Below are 19,021 nucleotides of genomic sequence, written 5' to 3' on the forward strand. Positions count from 1 at the left end.
GCCCGGTCATGGGATGAATTCGAATTCGAGCAAGGGAGCCGAGCGATGAATCACTTACTGCATTCAGGATCACGAAGCATAGAGCGAACGGCGCCGACCGCTGCCGATATTCTCCAGGATACGCAGAACTTTTCGCTGGTGCTGGGCGGCCCCCTTTTCCAGCTTCTGCGCCGCACGCGCATGGCCGACGATGCACTGGAACTGGTGCGCCAGCGGGTTATCGTCATCTCGCTCGTGGCGTGGCTGCCGCTACTGGTGCTGGCCGCTGTGGACGGGCATTTGCTGGACAAGCGCGTGGCCGTGCCCTTCCTGCTGGACCTCGAAGTTCATATCCGCTTCCTTGTGGCAGTGCCTCTTTTGATCGTCGCCGAGCTGGTTGTGCATCGGCGCCTGCGTTCAATCGCTCGGGCATTCCTCGACCGGAACATCATTCCGGAAGCGTCGGTGCCACGGTTCGATGAGGCAATCAGGTCGGTGTTTCGTCTGCGCAATTCCGTGGTTGCCGAGCTGCTGATGATCGCCCTGGTATACGGTGTTGGCGTCCTTGTCGTGTGGCACCACTACACTGCAATGCAAACCACTTCGACATGGTACGCAGCCCCCACCCCCGGAGGCTTGAAACTGTCGCTCGCCGGATACTGGTATGCCTACGTGAGCGTTCCACTCTTCCAGTTCCTGTTGATCCGCTGGTATTTCCGGCTGTTCGTCTGGACGCGGTTTCTCTGGCAGGTGTCGCGCATCGAACTCAACCTCGTTCCGACTCATCCCGATCGCGTCGGCGGCTTGGGGTTCCTCGCCAATACCGTTTATGCCTTCACGGCGCTGCTTGCCGCGCACGGCGCAATGCTCGCTGCCCAGTTCGCCAACCGCATTTTCTACGCCGGAGTCGCACTCACCGAATTCAAGGTGGAAACAGCAACGATGGTTCTCTTCCTGTTGTGCCTGGTCTTTGGTCCTTTACTGGTCTTCGCGTCACAACTGGCCCAGGCGAAGCGAACAGGCCTGAGTGAATACGGCGCCCTGGCACAACGGTACGTGCGTGAATTCGATACCAAGTGGCTGCGCGGGGACTCGTCCGGCGGCGAGCCGTTGGTGGGCAGCGCCGATATTCAGTCGCTCGCCGATCTCGCCAACAGTTTCGACGTTATCCGAACCATGCGCATCGCGCCCATTACCAAAGATGCCGTTGTTCGCCTCGCAGCCGCGGTACTTGTGCCCATTGTGCCGCTGGCGCTCACGATGATGTCGCTGGAGGATCTGCTGAAAAGACTGTTCGGATTGGTATTCTGACGTCTCTGGTTCGCGTGCCGAGTGCCGGTTCTACGCGCTGTTTTGGCCGCACCCATCAGATAACAAAAGCGGCCTGAACGGCGTAAATTTGCACAGTTAGCGAGCGGGCGACCGACCGTACCCGGCTCGCGCCTGCGTTAGCTCCTTGTCGAAGCGAGCGCGATTACGCCGGCGAGCCCCGGGACAGCTTGCATCTATTCGTCCGTTCTGGCCGGAATCCGGCCCTCGCGGATAGCGCGGACGAACTCGCGATAGTCACGCCGGTTCTGGGAACTATATTCGGTCGCAAACTCGGCGATCGCATCGTCGAACGTCTGCCCGGAGCCCATGTACCCCGCGATCATTGCGGCATCGCCCGAACGGGCATGTGCACGTGCAAGGGCGTGCGCGCACATCCTCGCATATTGCCGCAGCATCCCCGAGTCCCAGTCCTCGATGACAGCGGATATTTTCATGTCACGCAACTGACGGATATAGAAGTCGCGGCCATTCGTTCCGCTAGTCCATCCGAGAAACACGTCGCTTGCGCTCTGCATGAGGCGCTGCCCGGCGATTACCCGCTGACCGTGGTTGGAATGCAGGCTTTTGCCTGCATAGGGTTCCAGCACCGACGCCCGTGCTTCCTTCACCTGCAGGAACAGCGGGTCGTTGTCCGAGGCCATGAACAGCCCCACGGCACAGATCGTGCCGACACTACCGACGCCGACCACCTTCACTGCCAGATCGACGAAATGGAACCTGTCGAACAGGACACGCACATGTTCGGGCAGGCTCTCGCGGTATGAGGCGATGGCTTCGGCGTAATCCGATTGGACACCAGGAGCCTCTTCCTCGGCAGGATGGAAAATCAGCGGGGGGAGGTCCTTGATCCTGGGCTCTGCGCCTTCCTGCGAAACGAGTTTCGGATACAGGTGGTCGGGCAGTTGCTTGCGTCGCTCCACCTCGATCCGTTCCGCGATCCGCTTGCGCGCCGCTTCGATGACAGCCTGATCGCCGGACCGGTCCTGATACTTTTGCAGATCGATTCTGTCGTACCAGACGTCGAGTGCCCGCATCCCTGCGTAGTCGTGCATACGTTCGCGATACTCGCGCACGAGATCCATGGCCATGCGAGCAGCATCGCTAGCCGGCATTTCCAGGTGTTGCGCTGCAATCACCACACTCGCGGCCAGGCGCTTGAGGTCCCACTCGAACGGCGCGGGTAGCGTTTCGTCCAGATCGTTGATGTCGAAGATCACGTTGCGCTCCGGCGTCGCGAAGCCGCCGAAGTTCATCAGGTGCGCGTCCCCGCATGCCTGCACGCGCAGCCCGCTTGTTGGCGCGGTGGCGAGGTCGGCCGCCATCAGCGCAGCCGCTCCGCGATAGAACGCAAACGGTGACGCGGACATGCGCCCGAACCGGATCGGGATCAGGTCCGGGAGACGGCCTTCGTTGGATTCGCTCAAGAGTTCGACAGGGTCTCGGCGATCCTTCGCTGGCTTCCATCCAGCCTGAGACGAACGCGGCACCGCGTCGCGAATCAGGCGCCCTTCCGCCGCCCGCTCATCGGGCGTGCGGTACGGAGCAGGCACCGCGTGAATATCGCGTGCGATCTTGCGTGAAACTGGCTTGTCCATGACATCCCCTAACTGGCTTGGTCTTCACCTGGTCTGCCCGCGTCATTTGGGACACCGCTCTGGCATGGCCCTGTATGCTCGCGCTCAGGCGCCAATCCATAGTGTCCGTCGACGTTGTGAAATGCCGGCGAGCCATAGGGCAATCCCGCGTTCGCGGTATTTCTGTTCCGTTTTGATGGGGCGCGGAATCGTTGCTGCTCCTTGAGCTACAACGTTTTTATTCAAGCACCTTCTGTCCGGTGCCGATTGATTCAGGTCAACGGCAGCGCCGCGGGCAACCACTCAGAAGGAAGGCGTGCTCATCATCCCGATCGTGCTCGTGGTGATGAGAACGATCTAGTTCCATTTCAGTATTCGGTGGACTAGCGTCTTGCGCTTCCCGACATTCCGACCACTGCCAACATGAATTGGCCGTTCAAGCCGCCTGTCTCGCTTCAAGAGCGTGCCACGACGGCGCGTGACCAATGCGCTCCAGAAAATCGTCGAGATTTCGCCTCGACAACGCGATCGTCGCCGCACTGTCTAGCGGATGAAACAAAAAGACCGGCTCGTGCGCGAGGTCGTTGTCGATCACGAGGCGAATATTATGCGCGTGGTCATTGACCAGGGCGAGTGGGCTCAACGATCCAGGCAGCACGCCGAGCTGATCGAAAAGGCGATCGGCCGAAGCGAACGACAGACGTTTGCTGTTCAGCGTCTTCGCAACGGCAGACAGGTCCAGCGATTTATGTGCGGTCGTGACGACGAGGTATAAGCCGCCATGCTTGTCCTGTAGCAGAAGATTCTTGCAGCGTGCGCCTTCGAGAGAAAGCTTGAGTGCCCCGGATTCCGCCATGTTGAGCACCCGATCATGGCATTCATATTCAAACGGCACGTCTTGCTGCTCGAGCAGCCTGAGCAGCCCGTCCCTTTGTATCATTTCCCATTCACTCCAGAATGTTGCAAATGCCGCCCGCGACCTTACGCGGCCGGCATGGAACTGGTCAACGCGGGTCAAAAACCGGATACGATGCCGTGTCGATCGCCGACAGGGTGTCTTCGCGCGACAGCAGGCCAGATTCGTCGAGAATCTCCACCAGTGGCCGACCTTCCGCAACCGACTGACGGGCCAGCTTGCTGACACGAGCATATCCAAGTTTGGGCACGAGCGCCGTGGCCACAGCCATCGAATCCATCAGGTGTCGCTCATTGCATGCAACGTCTGCGGTGATGCCGGCAACACACTTCTGTGCGAACCTCTCGATGCCGTTGGTCAGCAGCGCGATGCTGTCGAACACGCGGGACGCCACCACAGGCTCGAAGTGATTGATTTCGAGCTCGCCATACTGGACGGCCTGGGCTACCGCGACATCATTGCCGAAAACGGCGAAGCTCAGCTGGATCATGGCCATCGGCAGCACCGGGTTCACTTTGCCCGGCATGATCGAAGAGCCTGCCTGCGCTTCGGGAAGGCGCAGTTCCCCGAGGCCACCGACAGGTCCGGAGGACAGAACCGTCAGGTCCGATGCGATCTTTGCGAGGGATACCGCGCAGGTGCGCAGCTCACCCGAAACGCGCGAGAACACGTCCATATTCTGCATCGCGTCGAACGGGTTTGCTGGCGCGACATAGTCGACGCCCGCGATGTTCGAGAGGTGCCTGTAGACTGCGGATCGATATCCAGCGGGTGCACCAAAACCCGTACCAATCGCCGTACCGCCGAGCGGCAGTGTGCGAAGTTTGTCGCGCACGGCGGTCAATTCTTCCGCCAGACGTCGCGCAAGCGAAGCGTAACCGCCAAAAACCTGGCCGAGGCGCATCGGCTGCGCGTCCTGCAGACAGGTACGACCGAGGTGGAGGATGTCGGCAAATTCGACGGCCTTCCCCTCGAACTGGATCGCCAGCTTTTCTACTTCCCCAATGAGTGGTCCGAGCATCGCGTACGCCGCAATCTTCAGTGCGGCAGGGTATACGTCATTCGTGGATTGCGAGCGGTTAACATGGTCATTGGGATGTATCACATCATACGAGCCTGGCGCGTGGCCCAAAAGCTGTTGTGCCCGATTGGCGATCACCTCGTTGAAGTTCATGTTCGTGGAGGTTCCACCCGAGCCCTCGAGCAAATCGACGATCAGGGAGTCACCCAACTTGCCTTCGATGATTTCCTGGCACGCCCGACCGATTGCATCGCATTGTTCAGGCGTAATCACGTCGGTGTCGCGGTTCGCGAGCGCCGCGGCCCATTTGCACYGAGCAAAGGCCACGGGGAACGCCGGATAGTGCGCGATAGTGAGCGGTGAAACTGTCAGGTTGTCTGCACCCCTCACCGAGTTGACGCCATACAATTTCTCATCGGGAATTTCGACTTCGCCCACATAGTCTCGTTCCGTACGCGTTTCAGCTCTGATTTGACTGTTCATTTGAGTTCCTGCTTTCAAAATCGATGAGTTGTTCGATTTCCTGACCAAGTGATTTTTTCACTCGCGGCAGGAACGACGTTTCGATAACTTCTGACGCGGTATCGCACGCGTCTTCAAAAAAAGCGCTGTATTCGTCCCGGCGCGCGACCAGGTACAGCGACCGCTCGAGGCCGAGCCTGTCGACAACGTGGGTGGTCACCTGGTCTGCATAGGCCGCCCCCTGAAGCAGGCACATCGGCGAGGTCACGGCCCATCCGATCCCTTCGGCAACCATCGATGTGAGCGCATCGGCGGTGTCGAGCTCGAGCCGCGTCGGGGCGCGCGCTTCGATCCTTCGCAGATAACGCTCGATCTGCATGCCAACCTGCGATTTTCGGTTAAAGCGGACGATGGGCAAGGCATTGGCCAAGGCCCGGATGTCATCAACGGTTCGGATCGGTTTGCGAAAATCCCGGGGCGTGATGACGAGGTACTTCTCGGAGAAGAGCCGGAACCGGACAACATCGTTGGCGTCTATCAGGGCATCGCTCGTAACGATGAGATCGAGATCGCGTCGCAGCAGTGCCTCGCCTTGCTGAGGGCTCAATCCCGTGCGGATGGACAGTTGCGATACCTTGCCCAGCAGCAGCTTCGTAAAAACCGAGCCGCATGTGGCCGCGAATGAGTCGACCAGTCCGATGCGCAGATCAGGCTTGATTCCTCGCCCCGCTTCGACAACCTGAGCCTTCAGATTGGCGATTTCCTCGCTGAGTACCGCACCACGATTCCTCAACGCAATGCCGAACGGCGTCAACGCGAGGGGGCGGGTCGTGCGATTGACCAGCACAACCCCGAGTTCGTCCTCTAATTGGCGGATGATCTGCGAGACACCCGATTGGGAAATGCCCATGCGGGCGGCAGCCCCCGACATGCTGCCCTCTTCCGCGACTGCGACGAAGACCTGTACCGCGTACATATCGATTGGCTTGTTGGACGACACGATCGGCTCCCCTCATAGTTTCGGTCAGCGGACGTTCCAGGCCTGCGACAACACGCGTCGGACAGTTATACGCCCGGATTTCCGTTGCGATGAGCCGACGTGTGCAGACTCGGGTTCTGGCCGCCATCCACTGCCGGTTCGTTGCTGCCGTGATCGGAACTCATATCCGAAAGATTCTCTTTGCCCGTTTCCGGCGCGAGAAGATGACAGAACACGCCACCGAACACCAACACGGCCACGCACACACCGAGCGCGGCGTGAATACCAACCTGTTGCACGGCCACGGGCAGAAGAAACGTGCTGATCGCAGAACCGAACCGGCTGGAGGCCACGGCCAGCCCAACACCTGATGCGCGCAGATGGGTCGGGAAAAGCTCCGGCGGATAGACGAACTCGAGGTTCGCCGCGGCCGAGAGAATGCAGGCGAAGATGCCGAATGCGAGTATCGTGCCGAGTGGCCCGAATCCGGCGTAGGCGAGCACCGCAAGCCCAATCGCGGCAAGATAGAAGCTACCCACCAGAAACGCGCGTCGCGAGAGCCTGTCGGCAATCAGCAGTCCAAAAATTGCTCCGGCGAACAGCAGCACGTTATAAACGAGACCACCGACAAAGCCGTCCTTGACCTGCAGGGCTTGCAGTACCTTCGGAGAAAACGTACCGAGCGCAAAGTACGGGATGACCTGGCACGTGTAAAAGACGCAGCCGACCAGGGTGTTCTTTCTCCAGCGGGCCGAGAACAACTCCGACCACGCACTGCGATGTCGCGGGGGTGTGGAGGTCGGTGCAGGCAGAATGGTTTCGGATCCGAATTTTGCACGGATGATTGCCAGTGCCTCGTTCTTCCTGCCGCGTTTCATCAGCCACATCGGCGACTCGGGCACGCCAAGGCGAAACGGCAGGATCAGCAGTGCCGGCAGGCCACTGGCGGCCAGCATGATCCGCCATGCGTCGGGGCCGATATCACGAATGGCAAAGCCTGCGAGGTAGGCACACACGTAACCCGCCGCCCAGGCCGCAGCGAGAACACTCAGCAAACGGCCACGATAGCGGCGAGGAGCAAACTCAGTGACGAGCGATTTGCTCACGACATAGTCAGCGCCGAGAATGAGCCCCAGCAGTATGCGCAACACCAGCAGTTGGGTTGGCGACGTCACGAAATATTGCGCCGCGGAGATCACCGCAAAGAGCAACATGTCGAAGGCGAAGATGGTGCGCCGGCCATAGCGGTCTGCCACGGGACCGGCAAACATGCTGCCGAAAAAAAGGCCGGCAAGTGACGCCGCCCCGAGCGCCCCCATCCAGACCGCATTGAGGTGCAGTGCGCCGGCAGCCATGCTCACGGCGATTCCGATAATTCCCAGCACGAAACCGTCGCTGAACTGTCCGCCTGTACCGCTGAACGCCACGCGCAAGTGGAAACCGCTCAGCGGAACATCCTCCATCAATATCTGCCTGCTCATATTCGTCTCCTGAACTCTGGTTATCGGCGAGGCACCTGCATGCGCCTTCGGAAACCAGTGTAGGGAGTCAGATTCAAGAAAACAGCATATCCAGTGGCAGTATCAATAACTCTAATAGTACGTCACACGATGCCTGAAGTAGAGCAACGCAAAGTACGCCAAACAGGTTGGATCGCGAACTGGCGACTGCTCCTGCGCAGGCGTGCTCGTCGAACGGTTCGCGAGAAATTTCGGTGGATCGGCAATGCCCTTCTTTCAGAACGGCACGCGGCGCGACGGCACTTTGTCAGCACCGTCGCGCCCGAACAAATCGTCGATCCACCGCGGCCGGCGGCAACGATTCAGAACTCGTGAAGCATCGCCTGAATAGTCGACGGATCTTTGGTTACCGTAAGCGCGAGCATCAGGAGAATACGGGCCTTCTGGGGATTTAAATCGTCACCGAGAAGACCCACGTAAGCTGGATCTTCCGTTATGAATCCACCTCCTGTACGAGAGGAGCGCACCACAATCACCCCCCTGGAAATCGCTTTCTTGATTGAGGGAAGGGTAAGAAGCGATTCGCTGCCCGCTCCAACGCCCGCGACGACAATGCCCTTTGCGCCGTGCGCAACTGCGGCGTCATACATGAATCCGCCGTCGTTCTGGTAGCCGTAGACAATATCGACTTCCGGCAATGAATCGAGTTTCGACACGTCAAATGGTGTCGCTGTGGTGTGGTGCTTCAACACGGACGTCTCGAAGTGAGGCAACTCGTCCACCAGGGTGCCCAGGTAGCCTGCGTCGTTTCCCTTGAAGGTATCCAGCGTGGTGCCATTGGTCTTCGTGGTGAAGCGTGCCGAGCCGATACGGTCATTCAGCGCGATCATCACGCCGCGGCCACGCGCCTGCGGCGAGGCGGCAACCGTGACGGCTTGCAGGAGGTTGCTCGGACCATCGGCGCCGATGGCCGTTGACGGTCGCATCGAACCCGTTACCACCACGGGTTTGTCGCTCTTGACGACAAGATCGAGAAAATACGCAGTTTCTTCGAGCGTATCAGTACCGTGGGTGACCACGATACCTGCGATATCGGGTTGAGCCAGAAGCTGATTCACGCGCCTGGCCAGTTTCAGAAGGACATCGTTCGTGATGTTCTCACTTCCGACATTCGAAATCTGTTCACCTGATACCTGTGCAATCTTGCCCAGTGACGGTACCGATTTGAGAAGGGCATCAGCCGTCAGTACGCCAGGCTTATAGCCCGTCGTTTGCGTCTCGCTCCCCGCGGTACCTGCGATCGTGCCCCCGGTTGCCAGTACCGCAACGTGAGGCAGCTCCGCGGGAGATGTGGATTGCGCCACAGCCGGCGCCGCTGCAAACAGGCAGAGCGCAAGACCGGAAAAAAGCCGATGCAAGTAGTTGCTCATATGAGCGTGGTTGTCTCTCACGGGATGTCTCCAGATTGGAAGAGTGAAACGCAGGATAGCCGTCTAGATGGGCGTATCGCTGAAGACGAGTGTAGTGACACATTCAGAAAATCAAATCAGGCTAATGGAATCATTAGACAAACTGATAGTATGGTGTACGGAAGATGAAGGTGCGTATTCGTGGCGGCTGAGAAGAGCCCAACCAACCTCGCGGTAGCGTCGTTCTATTGCGCTCTCACAAGCTGGAGAGGCAGTGGAGATTCACGAACCAGTTCTTATCGATCGGGAAGAATTTGCGCCTGATACCGCCCGTGTCCATCCCGTTCGCAAAGATGACTACGTCTGGCTTGAGGTGATCGAGCTGCACATCCAGCAGCTGTTTTGAAAGCCGCTTGATCAGTGGAAAGTATTCCGACTTGCTGGGAGACTTTCCACAAGAATCGAAGCAGAGCAGATTGGAGTAGATAAGTCCTTCGGCCGAGGGCTGCCAGCGCTTCGTCCACGATCCCGACCACGCCGCCCGACGATACGAGAATGTGGCCCTTCGATACATACTCATCGATAGTCAGCGTTGGCTGTCTCCTGCGTCCAGCATCTACGAGACAAGCGTACGTGCCTTCGCCAAGAATCTGCTGACGCAATCCCCGACTGCCAAAGACTGCCCCCGACACCGCGAGGTCCATCTCCTGGTTCGCCAACGCGTCTCCGACAATCTGGCTGTGCGTCTGCCGAAAGATGAGCCGCAGGCCGGGTGCACTCGTTGACAGGACGTCGATGAGCCGACGCCCGATGGCAATCTCGAAATCGTCCGAGAGTCCGATGGACACCGAGCGACCATGAAAGGTCATGGCGTTCGGTGAGGCGATCGCAAGACTCTGCCGGCAACGGTCAAGCGCCTCACTGACGATGGGTTTCAACTCCCTGGCCCGGGAAGTTGGAGCCAGTCCGCGTCCAGTGCGGACAAACAACGCGTCGGAGAAGACTTCTCGAAGCCGACGCAATGCGGCGCTGACCGCAGACTGGGTCATATCGAGACGGATAGCCGCCCGACTGGCGCCGCCTTCTTCGAAGAGCGCCTCAAAAACCTTGAAAAGATTCAGGTCGACGGAGCCGATATCAATCTGGTTCATATCAGAAAGTCTCGATATGTGTTTTCGAGATTTTATCGCTCAGCAAAGATACAAGGGTCAACTTCCGTTGGAGAACCTCGACATGCCCAAAACCAAAGTCGCCGCTCTGCAGATTGGCTCGTCTGCTGCTGGCAAGGCCCAGACACTTGAGCACATCCTTTCGTTCGAAGAGAAGATTCGTGCTTCCGGTGCGAAACTCATCGTCATGCCTGAAGCAGTGCTCGGTGGTTATCCGAAGGGTGAGATATTCGGCACCCGTCTCGGCTATCGCCTGCCCGAAGGCCGCGAAGCCTTCGCGCGTTACTACGGCAACGCAATTGACGTTCCGGGTGACGAAACGCAGGTGCTCGCCGAGATGTCCACGCGTTGTGACGCTTCTCTCGTCATTGGCGTCATCGAGCGCGACGGCAACACGCTTTACTGCACAGCGTTGTTCTTCAATCCCGGCGAAGGCCTGGTTGCAAAGCATCGCAAGCTGATGCCCACTGGCACCGAGCGGCTCATCTGGGGCCAAGGAGACGGTTCGACGCTTCCAACCGTCAGGACGGGCGCTGGCGTCGCTGGCGCGGCAATCTGCTGGGAGAATCACATGCCGTTGCTGCGGACTGCAATGTACGCGAAGGGCGTTCAGGTCTGGTGCGCGCCGACGGTCGATGAGCGCGACATCTGGCAATGCTCCATGCGGCACATCGCACACGAAGGGAGATGTTTCGTCATCAGCGCCTGTCAGGTCCAGCCTTCTCCCGCACAGCTCGGCCTGGACGTTCCTGGCTGGGACGAGAACCGGCCGCTCATCAATGGCGGCAGTCTTATCGTTGGACCGCTGGGAGAGATACTTGCAGGACCGCTGCACGGTGAGGCGGGCCTCGTCGTTGCAGAGATCGACACTGACGAACTTATCCGTGCCAGGTACGACTTCGACGTCGTTGGACATTACTCGCGCCCCGACGTGTTCTCGCTGTCAGTCGATGAGCGGCGCAAGCGCACGGTAGCTTTCATTGCTGATCGGACCGATGAATTGGGCTGCGAATGGAACCATCCGGCGCAGGCCTCAAAAACGCTCCGTTTCGGACCCACGTCCCCGTTATGACAATGATCGCGGATTGTCTGGGCGATCACCACACAGGCTTGTCGCAGACCGCAGGGCGACAGCCTTCCACCAACCCGTTCACCGCTGTAGGGCGGCGGCCTGAGCATGCACTCCCCGTAGCTCCCTACCTTCTCCGCACGAAGAGCTGTAAGCTTTTGGCTATGAAGGCACCGCTGCTCACTACCCTCGCACTGGCCTCCGGCAATACCGCCGCGTGGATACTCGGGCTGCGCGTCGACGCAGCAACGCACTGGCTTCCGGGATGGTATCGCATCGACCACTGGGGTGATTCGACGCTCGTGGTGCTCGCGACCTTTTCCCTCTACCTCATGAGCCGCGCACCGCTGCGCGAATACCTCGTCCACTGCTTCGCGCTCTTCATGCTTTGGGAGCTACCGACCTGCCTGGATTTCGTTGCCGATTCCATGGGTCCGCCGGTGCCAGAACAGGTGTACACGAGCTTCGCGCCGTGGCTCGGGTGCGCCATGCTGGGAGTGACGGCGGCATCGGTATTGATCGCAGCTCACCGCGTCGCCCCGGCCCGCCGACGCGCTCTGCGCTCGAGATAGCGATGCCACACTCGCCGACACGGAACGCAGCTCGAAGCAGGAGCACAAATCAGAAGCGACTCTGAAAGCAAGCGCCACAAGGCGCGGCGCATCAATCGCGGGAGGCGTACCCTTCTGGCAGTCAGGCAGCGCATGAGTAACCAGAAAGCCGGGCATGGTGAAAACGATTGCGCCTGCAACAGAGTCGTTGGGCCGAAACGATGGTCGACGCATGACAGTAAATGGCAGCGGCCACGACGTGGGCGTCGTCGGGGTCTGGCACGTCGACCGCTCGCATCAACTGCTCATAGCCCCCAACCTTCGCATCCCGGACGTGCCTGTCCATCAGGTCACGCGAACGATAGACCAACGCAGGACCAGATCGGGACGATCCTTGATCGGGTTACGCGTTCATTCATCGTGTATGGCGTCCGTCCAGCGCGCACGAAGCAGGTCGGTAAGTGCGAGATGCACCATCAGATTGCGCAACCCTGCCGGATATGGTGGGGGCTAAAACAGGAAAAGATCCATGTCCTGAACGCCGCAATACGGCCATCTGCAGTCTTTGGATCTCTCGGTTGAGCCGCCAGTCAAACGTCCGTTCGAGCCTGCAAACGGCCGTTCGCTCTCTTAGCGCGCGCCTCCTGCCCACCGTACCAGTTGTTGCGGCGGTCGACGACCATCTTGGTTGCGTTCGACGATCCGGGTGGCCCCTCTTGGCTCTCTTGATATAAGTCAAAAGCGCCAGTCTCGCGCACGGCAGGATATGCGTGGGTAGTCTTTCGGGAAAGATGTGCCGAATAGACACTTTGTCCGGTGACACGATGACGGCCTTGTTGGCCGTAGAGTGCGCAATGTCTCTCAGAATCCCCATCCTTACGCTGTTGCTCATGATGCTGGCGTCTTCGCTTCATGCCGCGAGTGAGGAGGTGCGCCCGGAGACGGCTGTCCTGCTTGAGTCGGCGCTGGAAACGGCCCCGGTCGAGATCGACGGTCAGCTCCTGTTCAGGGTTCGAGGGGTTTCGTCTTTTCCCGCCCAGCAGCGCGCCGACGCCATCAGAGAAAGAATCGAGAAGGTCGCGGCCGAGCCCTCATACCCGAGCGAAAGGTTAAGCGCTGAAGTTGTGGGGAACGTCACGATGATCATGGCCGGGCAAGCTACGCTGATGATCGTGAGCGAAGCGGATGCGCAGTTGGAACACACGAGCCGCGACCATCTTGCCGCATTGCATCTGTCGCGAATCCGCCAGGCCATCGACGAGTACCGGCGGTCGCGTACAAGTGACGCTCTGGTGAAGGCGGGGTTATATGGCGGCGGAGCCACAGTCATTCTGGCGCTGGGGATCGCAGTTCTGCTCGTCCTCAACCGGTGGTTGGACAAAGTGCTCTCCCGACTTCTGAAGAATCGTGTCCACGCAGTCGGTATCCAGTCGTTTCAGATCCTGCGTTCGGAAACTATCTTAAAGGCGTTTCATGGGCTGATGCTTTTGATCGGGGTCGCAACCATCGTTGTATCTGCGTATGCATATCTGCATTACGTGCTTGCGCTCTTTCCCTGGACTCGCTCCATCTCCAACGACCTGTTCGACCTCGCCGCTGGCGCGTTCGAACATATGGGGAAATCCGTCGGCGCGAGCATCCCGGACATTCTCGTTTTACTGATCATCTACTACGTGTGCCGGTTCGTGCTTCGCTTGACCCGGCACTTTTTCGACGCGGTGGAGCAGAAGCGCGTTACGTTCACTCAATTTGAGCCGGAATGGGCCCTACCCACGTACCGGCTCGTCCGCGTCCTGATTTTTGCCTTCGCGCTCATCGTCGCTTACCCATATATTCCCGGCTCTGAATCTGCCGCTTTCAAGGGAATTTCGATCTTCATCGGCCTGGTGTTCTCCCTCGGGTCTTCGGCCGCGATTTCCAATCTGATTGCCGGCTACCTGATGACTTATCGAAGGGTCTTCAAGGTCGGCGACCGCGTAAAGGTGGGCGACGTCACCGGTGACGTGATCGCCATCCGCTTACAAGTGACCCATCTGCGGACGATCAAGAACGAGGAGGTCACGATTCCCAATTCGCAGATACTGAATGGCAACGTAACAAACTTCAGCTCCATGGCTGTGACCCCAGGACTGATCCTCCATACCACGGTCGGAATAGGATATGAGACGCCCTGGCGGCAGGTGGAGGCCATGCTTCGCATGGCGGCAAAACGAACCATGGGGATTGTCGGAGATCCGCAGCCTTTCATCCTGCTGACCGCACTAGGCGACTTCGCCATCACTTACGAGCTGAACGGATATATCCATGACCCGCATGCGATTGCCCAAATTCATGCGGAACTGCATCGACATATCCTTGATGTCTTCAACGAGTATGGAGTCCAGATCATGACGCCCGCGTACGAGAGTGATCCGTCCGAACCGAAAGTTGTGCGACAGGAGCAGTGGTATTCGGCGCCGGCATCGTCCGGTCAACGGACAGAAGCGGAGACCGCAAACGACGGTGCATCGCCACCGGCTCTGGCCGACCAGCAGCCCGCCGGCTGGCGAGCCAGGTGACCCCTCGCAGCAGATAACCGAGAGCCGCATACGGCACAGCGAGCGCAATTGGAACTACAAGCCTGAGCCGCGCCGGGAATCGTCGAGGCCGGTTGGGTTAAGTTAATCCATGCTATGCCTGTTGCATCGCGCGGCCACCCGGAGATGTTCGTCGCGCTCTTTCGTCAGGCGCTTGCCGGCCATGACGCGTCTTTCGACTGAACCATCACTCGAACATTCAGGCGTCTGCTCGGCCTGATTAACAGTTCTTCTATTGGCGACGATGGAAGTCGCATCATCGGCCGCTATCACCGTTACCACTTCGCCGACTGCGTTCCCGCTCCAGCGAGCGGTTCGGGATGACGCGAACCGGCGCTTCGGCCAGTTTGAGATATACGCCATTACCGCGTTGCGCCGGGTGCCTCTCCGTTCGAACAGCGAGCGTCATGGGCAGCCGGCCTGTTCGCGCCCTACAATTATCTCCATGTCCGCCGGATGCACCTGACCAGGCTCGAAAGCGCACTCACGAACGCTGCCGCAAGACCGCCACGCGTGTACGAATCGGACAATCACTCCGTGCACTCGGTCCGCATTCACTGCGCGTTAAGGGGCGTTCATGAGCTATCCATCTTCTGGTCCTGCATCCGGGCAGCCAGCCAGTATTTCAGCCTGGAGCCTGATCAGACCGTACTGGGTCTCCGAGGAACGCAGAACCGCTTGGGGCCTGCTGATCACGATCATCGCCATGGACCTGGTTCTGGTCGGCATCAACGCCCGGTTGAATACGTGGAACCGCGACTTCTACAACGCCCTGGAAGGCAGGAACGTGCGCGAATTCCCACAGTTGATGCTGCTTTTTAGCGCGCTCGCGTTCTCGTTCGTCGCGATCTCCGTCTATAACCGCTATCTGCGCCAGATGCTTGGATTTCGGTGGCGCCAGTGGCTGACCTCGCGCTATCTGCAGGAATGGCTGGGCGGCAGCACCTTCTACCGTATCGAGCGCGACAGCCTCACCGACAATCCTGATCAGCGGATCGCCGTCGATCTCGATTCATTCGCCACCACCACACTTTCGCTCACACTCGACCTGCTCTCGACGCTCGAGACACTCGTCTGGTTCTCGACCGTCCTATGGAGCACGGCGGGTGCGCTGACAGTCGTGATGGGTGGCACGCCCGTCCAGATTCCTGGCTACATGCTGCTGGCAGCCATCATCTATGCGATCGCCGGCTCACTTATGACAAACAAGGTCGGCCACCCGCTGGTGTCGATCAACTACCAGTTGCAGCGCGTCGAGGCGGATTTCCGGTTCGGCCTGATCCGTCTGCGCGAGAACGCCGAGCAGATTGCTTTCTACGATGGTATGCGGGCCGAGGCGTTGACCGCCCAGGACCTGTTCGGCCGGATTCGTGACAACTGGTGGCGCGTGATGAAGTACACGCGGCGCTACAGTTTCGTGCTCAACTTCTACGGCCAGATCGCCGACATTTTTCCGATCGCCGTGGCATCACCACGTTATTTCGCTGGTTTGTTCAGTTTCGGTACTCTGATGCAAATCGCTGACGCATTCGGTTCGGTTAGCGAATCGCTTTCGTGGTTCATCAACAATTACGACACGCTGGTCCAATGGCGCGCAACGGTCAACCGTCTGCACGAGTTCAAGCGCGTCATGCAGCTACCTCATCTGAAGGAATCCGTGTCGCCCGCAACCGAGCATGGCGGCATCAACCTCCACTACGTCGACGAGAACCAGTTCACCACGCGCAAGCTCACGCTTGCTCTGCCCAACGGCGAGACGCTCGCGAACGTGCGCGACCTTGCCATCATGCCTGGTTCGCGCTGGCTCGTGCGCGGGCCGTCCGGCTCGGGCAAAAGCACGCTGTTGCGTGCGCTCGCAGGCCTCTGGCCGTTCGGAAGCGGCTCGATCAACGCACCTGTCAACGCGCGCATGATGTTCATCCCGCAGCAGAGCTACGTGCCGGTTGGCACCTTGAAGACTGTGCTTGCCTACCCCGCAGCGACCGCCAGTTTCAGCGACGAGGAATGTTGCGCGGCGCTGCGTCTGTGCCGGCTTGCAGACTACGTTGACCGATTGCACGAATCCAACCATTGGTGGCGCATTCTTTCTCCCGGCGAGCAGCAGCTGCTGGCGGCCGCACGCGTGCTGATGCACAAGCCTGACTACGTGTTCCTCGACGAAGCAACGAGTGCGCTCGACAGTGAGAACGAAGCGCATCTGTATCACCTGCTGACCGAACGACTGCCGAATGGGGCGATTGTCAGTGTCACGCACCGCAAGTCGCTCGCGAAGTTCCACCGGCAGACACTTGATATCGCGCGTGCGCGCGAGCAGACAGTGACCTATACGCGGCCGCCGTCGCCGTGACTATTTGTCCGCAGAAGTGGTGCTGCAAACTTTGGTGGACCGCTCCAGGCCGGCGAAAGCGTTCATCCCTCTAGCGCCTACAATTTGTGAAAGAACTCGCCCGCACGCCAGCGCCAGCGCCAGCGCCAGCGCCAGCGCCAGCGCCAGCGCCATCAAAGCAAAGGACACACCATGAGAAAGCTACATCCGCCAGCAATACATTCAATACTTGCGGCTTCAGTGCTTCTGCTCGCCGGTTGTGTCTACAGCGGCATGCCGCCGCCCTATACCGGCCCGCACCTTAGTCCAACGGAGTGCCGCGACCTTGCATCGCTGAAGAGCAACGCGCCGCCGACCATGGCGCAACACCAAAGCGAACTCTCCGCCCTGAGAAAAGCGGGCTACGACCCGTCACCGTGGTTTGACGACCCGTACTATCCCGATGATCTACAAGCGGCGCAGCGCCTGGTAGATTATTGGTTCCAGACAGAGTGCCCGCACATTCAACCCGGCTGAGAACCGCATTGAAAAGGGGTACCATGAGAACGTTATCGAACGCAAGGCGCATCCGTGCCTGACCAGGTAACGTCTCCCAAGCCAGGAGTCCCGCCATGATTCTGTATCACAGCACCCCAGATTCCCCGGTTGTCGAAATATCCGTCGAAGGCAAAATCACCGACCACGAATTGCGCGAAGCCATCGAGCGCATGCGTGGCGATATCGAACTGAACGGCAAGACCCGCGTGCTCGAACGCATCGAGCATTTCAGCGGCATCGAGCCGAAGGCGCTATGGACCGACATGACGCTCGGCGTGCCCCTCGCCCGCAAGATCACGCGCGCCGCCGTAGTGGCCGACGCCGGCTGGATTCATGCATCGATGCATTTGGCGCGGTTCTTTATGAAGGCTGAAATCAAGGCCTTCCACGTCAACGAACTGGAACAGGCGCGAGCCTGGATCAACGCCTGATACGGCGGTGGTCAGAACACCGCCATGTGAGTAGTTTCACGCATCGGCCTCGTAATGCAGACCGTATTCGCCCCTGGTTCGTTTTATTCGCGCGAAACCGGGCTCCCCTAAATGCATGCCAGCGATCAAAATCCCGTCCGAGCTGACACGCTCCAGAATCCGTGATCGGGTGGTGGCCGCGAGTGACGGGTCTTGATCGAATGCGATCGATACGTCTGGCCGTTTAATCTGGATGTGAGGGAAGTGAACAATATCTCCCCAAACAAGCACGCCCTGATCGCGTGATTCAAGGAGATATCCGGTGTGGCCGTCCGTGTGTCCCGGCAGCGGCACCGCTCTTATACCGGGAAGCACTTCCCCCTCATCGATAGTCCGGAGCTTGTCCCTGTAGCACTCGAACACCTGGCGCGCGATCAGGAAGTTTCCGCGTGCCCGTTCGCTGGCGCGAGCCAGATTCCCATCGTCCTGCCAAAACTTCATCTCCTGCCGATTCACCACTAGCTCCGCATTCGGAAAAGCCACCTCTCCGGCCTCATTCATCAGTCCTCCGACATGGTCGGGGTGGGCATGCGTGAGCAGGACGGTGTCGATCGTGGTGGGTTCAATGCCAGCAAGCGATAAATTGCGCTTGAGGTGGCCGCCCCACTGCTTGATGCCTCCCGCTCCACCGTCGATGAGCATGGTGCGGTCCGCTCCGCGCACGACGTAGCAGTTGATATGCACAGCAGTCGGCTCCTCCTGCCCTGCTTCACGCTGCATTCTGGAAGCCTCAACCGTATCGATATTCGAAAGAAAGTCGAGGCCGGCGTTGAGGTAGCCATCGCTGATTGCAGTAATCGTGAGATCGCCGACTCGTTGAGCCGGAAAGGCAAGAGTGGACACCATTTTTCTTCAGACCTGTTAATTGCGGGCGTGAATGCTCGACGCGGCATAACCAAAACAACGGATGCGCGCCATCAGCCCCGTGCGGCGAACGATGGCGTTCTCCAGTGCCTCCATGAACGGGTTCATGACGGCGGACGTACGAGCCGGAGCAAGGCGGTATTGGACTTCTACGAAGACGGGATGCCCATGTCCGTGCCGAACCTCCACATAGACGACGTGCACGTTTTTGAGGTCTGCTTCAAGCACATCCGTACAAAGCTCGACGCAGTCGCCGGAAAGTTCTGCAAGACGCTCATCGGACGGCATGTGCCCCGCATGAATGTAGAAAGTAACGTTTGGCATTGC

16 protein-coding genes are annotated in these 19,021 nt (G+C 59.2%); 7 read left to right on the forward strand and 9 right to left on the reverse strand.

Going from position 1 to position 19,021, the window contains the following annotated elements; genetic code table 11:
* The first annotated feature begins 45 nt into the window (after nt 1–45).
* The gene (locus tag NH14_RS21890; RefSeq protein ID WP_035528486.1) at nt 46–1,290 is read left to right on the forward strand and encodes a hypothetical protein; all 1,245 of its coding nucleotides are present in this window, start codon (nt 46–48) and stop codon (nt 1,288–1,290) included.
* Nucleotides 1,291–1,484: 194 nt separating this feature from the next.
* On the opposite strand, the gene NH14_RS21895 is transcribed toward NH14_RS21890, so the two are convergent.
* The 7 genes from NH14_RS21895 to NH14_RS21925 form a co-directional block, all read right to left on the reverse strand.
* On the reverse strand, nt 1,485–2,906 hold the full coding sequence (locus NH14_RS21895) for a DUF2252 domain-containing protein (RefSeq protein WP_052148143.1): 1,422 nt from the start codon (nt 2,904–2,906) through the stop codon (nt 1,485–1,487).
* Between the two features lie 415 nt (nt 2,907–3,321).
* A complete protein-coding gene (locus NH14_RS21900; protein WP_052148142.1) occupies nt 3,322–3,825 on the reverse strand; it encodes a prolyl-tRNA synthetase associated domain-containing protein in 504 nt (167 codons plus the stop codon).
* Between the two features lie 64 nt (nt 3,826–3,889).
* Complete coding sequence (locus NH14_RS21905) at nt 3,890–5,305, reverse strand: aspartate ammonia-lyase (RefSeq protein ID WP_168727152.1); 1,416 nt, start codon at nt 5,303–5,305, stop codon at nt 3,890–3,892.
* Nucleotides 5,283–6,284, reverse strand: coding sequence for a LysR family transcriptional regulator (locus NH14_RS21910; RefSeq protein ID WP_035528482.1), 1,002 nt, complete (start codon nt 6,282–6,284; stop codon nt 5,283–5,285). The genes NH14_RS21905 and NH14_RS21910 overlap by 23 nt, the downstream gene beginning before the upstream one ends.
* A 65-nt stretch (nt 6,285–6,349) precedes the next feature.
* Entirely contained in the window at nt 6,350–7,744 is a 1,395-nt protein-coding gene (locus tag NH14_RS21915; protein WP_084225583.1) for an MFS transporter, read from the reverse strand.
* A gap of 341 nt (nt 7,745–8,085) precedes the next feature.
* A complete protein-coding gene (locus tag NH14_RS21920) occupies nt 8,086–9,174 on the reverse strand; it encodes an asparaginase (RefSeq protein ID WP_244143472.1) in 1,089 nt (362 codons plus the stop codon).
* A gap of 254 nt (nt 9,175–9,428) precedes the next feature.
* The gene (locus NH14_RS21925) at nt 9,429–10,283 is read right to left on the reverse strand and encodes a LysR family transcriptional regulator (RefSeq protein ID WP_084225579.1); all 855 of its coding nucleotides are present in this window, start codon (nt 10,281–10,283) and stop codon (nt 9,429–9,431) included.
* Nucleotides 10,284–10,365: 82 nt separating this feature from the next.
* On the opposite strand from NH14_RS21925, the gene NH14_RS21930 reads away from it, so the two are divergent.
* From NH14_RS21930 to NH14_RS21955, 6 genes are all read left to right on the forward strand, one after another.
* The gene (locus NH14_RS21930; protein WP_237179723.1) at nt 10,366–11,373 is read left to right on the forward strand and encodes a carbon-nitrogen hydrolase family protein; all 1,008 of its coding nucleotides are present in this window, start codon (nt 10,366–10,368) and stop codon (nt 11,371–11,373) included.
* 161 nt (nt 11,374–11,534) lie between these two features.
* Entirely contained in the window at nt 11,535–11,942 is a 408-nt protein-coding gene (locus NH14_RS21935) for a hypothetical protein (protein WP_035528480.1), read from the forward strand.
* Between the two features lie 833 nt (nt 11,943–12,775).
* A complete protein-coding gene (locus NH14_RS21940; protein ID WP_035528744.1) occupies nt 12,776–14,479 on the forward strand; it encodes a mechanosensitive ion channel family protein in 1,704 nt (567 codons plus the stop codon).
* Nucleotides 14,480–15,074: 595 nt separating this feature from the next.
* Nucleotides 15,075–16,844, forward strand: coding sequence for an ABC transporter ATP-binding protein/permease (locus NH14_RS21945; protein ID WP_052148140.1), 1,770 nt, complete (start codon nt 15,075–15,077; stop codon nt 16,842–16,844).
* A gap of 171 nt (nt 16,845–17,015) precedes the next feature.
* The gene (locus tag NH14_RS21950) at nt 17,016–17,339 is read left to right on the forward strand and encodes a DUF4148 domain-containing protein (protein ID WP_084225577.1); all 324 of its coding nucleotides are present in this window, start codon (nt 17,016–17,018) and stop codon (nt 17,337–17,339) included.
* Nucleotides 17,340–17,434: 95 nt separating this feature from the next.
* Entirely contained in the window at nt 17,435–17,791 is a 357-nt protein-coding gene (locus tag NH14_RS21955; protein ID WP_035528475.1) for a SpoIIAA family protein, read from the forward strand.
* Nucleotides 17,792–17,827: 36 nt separating this feature from the next.
* Here the strand turns inward: NH14_RS21955 and NH14_RS21960 are convergent, their stop codons facing one another.
* Together NH14_RS21960 and NH14_RS21965 are read right to left on the reverse strand one after the other, a co-directional pair.
* Nucleotides 17,828–18,676 carry an MBL fold metallo-hydrolase gene (locus NH14_RS21960; RefSeq protein ID WP_202031735.1) on the reverse strand — a complete coding sequence of 283 codons (849 nt, stop codon included), beginning with the start codon at nt 18,674–18,676 and terminating at the stop codon, nt 17,828–17,830.
* Nucleotides 18,677–18,691: 15 nt separating this feature from the next.
* The gene (locus NH14_RS21965; RefSeq protein ID WP_035528473.1) at nt 18,692–19,018 is read right to left on the reverse strand and encodes a hypothetical protein; all 327 of its coding nucleotides are present in this window, start codon (nt 19,016–19,018) and stop codon (nt 18,692–18,694) included.
* Nucleotides 19,019–19,021 lie beyond the last annotated feature (3 nt).

This window comes from Paraburkholderia sacchari (genome assembly GCF_000785435.2).
GTDB lineage: Bacteria > Pseudomonadota > Gammaproteobacteria > Burkholderiales > Burkholderiaceae > Paraburkholderia > Paraburkholderia sacchari.

Bases quoted from the DNA above. Each gene is read 5' to 3' on its own strand.
- NH14_RS21890 (WP_035528486.1), top strand. From the start codon at position 46: ATGAATCACTTACTGCATTCAGGATCACGAAGCATAGAGCGAACGGCG.
- NH14_RS21895 (WP_052148143.1), bottom strand. From the start codon at position 2,906: ATGGACAAGCCAGTTTCACGCAAGATCGCACGCGATATTCACGCGGTG.
- NH14_RS21900 (WP_052148142.1), bottom strand. From the start codon at position 3,825: ATGATACAAAGGGACGGGCTGCTCAGGCTGCTCGAGCAGCAAGACGTG.
- NH14_RS21915 (WP_084225583.1), bottom strand. From the start codon at position 7,744: ATGAGCAGGCAGATATTGATGGAGGATGTTCCGCTGAGCGGTTTCCAC.
- NH14_RS21925 (WP_084225579.1), bottom strand. From the start codon at position 10,283: ATGAACCAGATTGATATCGGCTCCGTCGACCTGAATCTTTTCAAGGTT.
- NH14_RS21930 (WP_237179723.1), top strand. From the start codon at position 10,366: ATGCCCAAAACCAAAGTCGCCGCTCTGCAGATTGGCTCGTCTGCTGCT.
- NH14_RS21935 (WP_035528480.1), top strand. From the start codon at position 11,535: ATGAAGGCACCGCTGCTCACTACCCTCGCACTGGCCTCCGGCAATACC.
- NH14_RS21940 (WP_035528744.1), top strand. From the start codon at position 12,776: ATGTCTCTCAGAATCCCCATCCTTACGCTGTTGCTCATGATGCTGGCG.
- NH14_RS21945 (WP_052148140.1), top strand. From the start codon at position 15,075: ATGAGCTATCCATCTTCTGGTCCTGCATCCGGGCAGCCAGCCAGTATT.
- NH14_RS21950 (WP_084225577.1), top strand. From the start codon at position 17,016: ATGAGAAAGCTACATCCGCCAGCAATACATTCAATACTTGCGGCTTCA.
- NH14_RS21955 (WP_035528475.1), top strand. From the start codon at position 17,435: ATGATTCTGTATCACAGCACCCCAGATTCCCCGGTTGTCGAAATATCC.
- NH14_RS21960 (WP_202031735.1), bottom strand. From the start codon at position 18,676: ATGGTGTCCACTCTTGCCTTTCCGGCTCAACGAGTCGGCGATCTCACG.
- NH14_RS21965 (WP_035528473.1), bottom strand. From the start codon at position 19,018: ATGCCAAACGTTACTTTCTACATTCATGCGGGGCACATGCCGTCCGAT.